The sequence below is a fragment of the Bradyrhizobium sp. SZCCHNS3016 genome, assembly GCF_032484535.1.
Taxonomy (GTDB): Bacteria; Pseudomonadota; Alphaproteobacteria; order Rhizobiales; family Xanthobacteraceae; genus Bradyrhizobium.
In genome coordinates this window covers 1-3,806 of record NZ_JAUETE010000037.1, presented here as the reverse complement: position 1 = coordinate 3,806, position 3,806 = coordinate 1, and the positions used below count along the sequence as shown (strand labels likewise).

The window sequence follows — 3,806 nt, the reverse complement described above, 5'->3', positions numbered from 1 at the left end:
GGTCAGACGGTGACGCTGAAGGACAACGGCACGACGATCGGGACGGCCATCGTTCAGGCCGACGGCACCTTCTCGGCCACTGTGATGCTGGCGAACCAGGGGGCGAACTCGATCGTCGCGATCGTGACCGACAGCTTCGGCAACACCGGCACCAGCGCAGCGGTGGTCGATACGCTCGGCAATGTCGTCAGCGTGGCGCCGACGATTACAGGGACGACGGCGGGCCAGACGACCACGTCAGAAGCCGCGGTCCATCCGTTCAGCGGTGTGACGATTGGGGATGCCAATGTCGGAGCGACCGATACGTTGACGATCACGCTGAGCGGAGCGGGAGGAACGTTGTCGGGCGCAGGCCTGAGCGGCTCGGGCAACACCTACACGCTGTCGGGGAGCGCCGCGACGATCACCAGCCAGCTGCAGGCGCTGACCTTTACGCCGTCGGCGGGATCGCCCAACAGCAGCCAGACCACGACGTTCACGCTGTCGGACGTGAGCAGCGCCTACAACAACGTCGTCTACGCCAGCACGGCGACGGCGGTGGCCACGTTCAACGGGACCACCAATGGTAACGCGCTGTACGGCAACCTGATCGCAGACTCGGCAGGCAACCTGTTCGGTACCACCCAGTATGGTGGGGCCAACAACGCCGGCACGGTGTTCGAGATCGTCAAGAACGGCAGCGACTATAACAGCACGCCGGTGACGTTGGTATCGTTCAACGGCACCAATGGCTCGAGCCTGCAGAACAGTCTGCTGATGGATGCTGCGGGTAATCTGTTCGGCACCACCGAGACGGGTGGAGCTTACGGTAAGGGCACGATCTTCGAGATCGTCAAGAATGGCAGCAGCTACAGCAGCACGCCGGTGGTGTTGGCGTCGTTCGATGGCACGAACGGGAACCGTCCTCCGGACAATCTGATCATGGATGCGTCGGGCAACCTGTTCGGCATGACGTACTCTGGCGGAGCCAATGGTGGCGGGACGGTGTTCGAGCTAGTCAAGACCGGCGGCACCTACAGCTCCACCCCGACCACGTTGATCTCGTTCGACAGCACCAGCGGGACCAATCCCGCTGGCAGTTTGTCGGTCGACGCTGCAGGCAACCTGTATGGGACGACGACCCATGGCGGCGCCAACAATGTCGGCACGGTGTTCGAGATAGCGAAGACGGCGAACGGCTACAGCAGCACGCCTACCGTGCTGGTCTCGTTCAACAGCACCAACGGGGCATCGCCGGGCAGTGGCAGCATCATCTTTGATGCGGCGGGCAATCTGTTCGGCACCACGCAGTCTGGAGGGGCTAACAACAACGGGACGGTGTTCGAGATCGTCAAGACGGCGAACGGCTACAGCAGTACGCCTACAGTTCTGGTCTCGTTCAGTGGCACCAACGGTGCCACCCCCTACGGCAACCTGATCATGGATACCCATGGCGATCTGCTGGGCACGACCTGGCATGGTGGAGCCAACGGGTATGGCGTGATCTACGAGGTGGTCAAGACATCGACGGGCTACAGCAGCACTCCGGTGGTGCTGACGTCCTTCAACGGCACCAATGCCAACGGATCCACCGGCGCACTACTGATGGATGGGGCAGGGAACCTGTTCGGAACGAGCCCCGGCAATACGGTGTTCGAGCTTCCCGTCGCGTCTTCAACGGCAGCGCCGACCGTCAACAGCACCACAACGGTGATCAACACCGATCCGGCCATTCCGCCGACGGTGACGATCACCAGCGCGGCCGAGGCGAGCAATGTTGCGGCCCAGACCATCACCGGCACGGTCACGGCCGGCAGCGGTGCAGTCGTGGGTCAGACGGTGACGCTGAAGGACAACGGCACGACGATCGGGACGGCCATCGTTCAGGCCGACGGCACCTTCTCGGCCACTGTGATGCTGGCGAACCAGGGGGCGAACTCGATCGTCGCGATCGTGACCGACAGCTTCGGCAACACCGGCACCAGCGCAGCGGTGGTCGATACGCTCGGCAATGTCGTCAGCGTGGCGCCGACGATTACAGGGACGACGGCGGGCCAGACGACCACGTCAGAAGCCGCGGTCCATCCGTTCAGCGGTGTGACGATTGGGGATGCCAATGTCGGAGCGACCGATACGTTGACGATCACGCTGAGCGGAGCGGGAGGAACGTTGTCGGGCGCAGGCCTGAGCGGCTCGGGCAACACCTACACGCTGTCGGGGAGCGCCGCGACGATCACCAGCCAGCTGCAGGCGCTGACCTTTACGCCGTCGGCGGGATCGCCCAACAGCAGCCAGACCACGACGTTCACGCTGTCGGACGTGAGCAGCGCCTACAACAACGTCGTCTACGCCAGCACGGCGACGGCGGTGGCCACGTTCAACGGGACCACCAATGGTAACGCGCTGTACGGCAACCTGATCGCAGACTCGGCAGGCAACCTGTTCGGTACCACCCAGTATGGTGGGGCCAACAACGCCGGCACGGTGTTCGAGATCGTCAAGAACGGCAGCGACTATAACAGCACGCCGGTGACGTTGGTATCGTTCAACGGCACCAATGGCTCGAGCCTGCAGAACAGTCTGCTGATGGATGCTGCGGGTAATCTGTTCGGCACCACCGAGACGGGTGGAGCTTACGGTAAGGGCACGATCTTCGAGATCGTCAAGAATGGCAGCAGCTACAGCAGCACGCCGGTGGTGTTGGCGTCGTTCGATGGCACGAACGGGAACCGTCCTCCGGACAATCTGATCATGGATGCGTCGGGCAACCTGTTCGGCATGACGTACTCTGGCGGAGCCAATGGTGGCGGGACGGTGTTCGAGCTAGTCAAGACCGGCGGCACCTACAGCTCCACCCCGACCACGTTGATCTCGTTCGACAGCACCAGCGGGACCAATCCCGCTGGCAGTTTGTCGGTCGACGCTGCAGGCAACCTGTATGGGACGACGACCCATGGCGGCGCCAACAATGTCGGCACGGTGTTCGAGATAGCGAAGACGGCGAACGGCTACAGCAGCACGCCTACCGTGCTGGTCTCGTTCAACAGCACCAACGGGGCATCGCCGGGCAGTGGCAGCATCATCTTTGATGCGGCGGGCAATCTGTTCGGCACCACGCAGTCTGGAGGGGCTAACAACAACGGGACGGTGTTCGAGATCGTCAAGACGGCGAACGGCTACAGCAGTACGCCTACAGTTCTGGTCTCGTTCAGTGGCACCAACGGTGCCACCCCCTACGGCAACCTGATCATGGATACCCATGGCGATCTGCTGGGCACGACCTGGCATGGTGGAGCCAACGGGTATGGCGTGATCTACGAGGTGGTCAAGACATCGACGGGCTACAGCAGCACTCCGGTGGTGCTGACGTCCTTCAACGGCACCAATGCCAACGGATCCACCGGCGCACTACTGATGGATGGGGCAGGGAACCTGTTCGGAACGAGCCCCGGCAATACGGTGTTCGAGCTTCCCGTCGCGTCTTCAACGGCAGCGCCGACCGTCAACAGCACCACAACGGTGATCAACACCGATCCGGCCATTCCGCCGACGGTGACGATCACCAGCGCGGCCGAGGCGAGCAATGTTGCGGCCCAGACCATCACCGGCACGGTCACGGCCGGCAGCGGTGCAGTCGTGGGTCAAACGGTGACGCTGAAGGACAACGGCACGACGATCGGGACGGCCATCGTTCAGGCCGACGGGACGTTCTCGCTGAACGTGACACTGCCGAACCAGGGCGCCAACGCCCTGGTTGCCAGCGTGACCGACAGCCTGGGCAGCACCGGCAGCAGCGCAGCGGTGGTCGATACGCTCGACAATATCGC

1 protein-coding gene is annotated in these 3,806 nt (G+C 63.0%); it reads left to right on the top strand.

Annotated features, from left to right (window positions below):
• Positions 1-3,806 (top strand): beta strand repeat-containing protein (locus tag QW881_RS32520; RefSeq protein WP_410052091.1); only part of this gene is annotated, 3,806 nt, incomplete at both ends.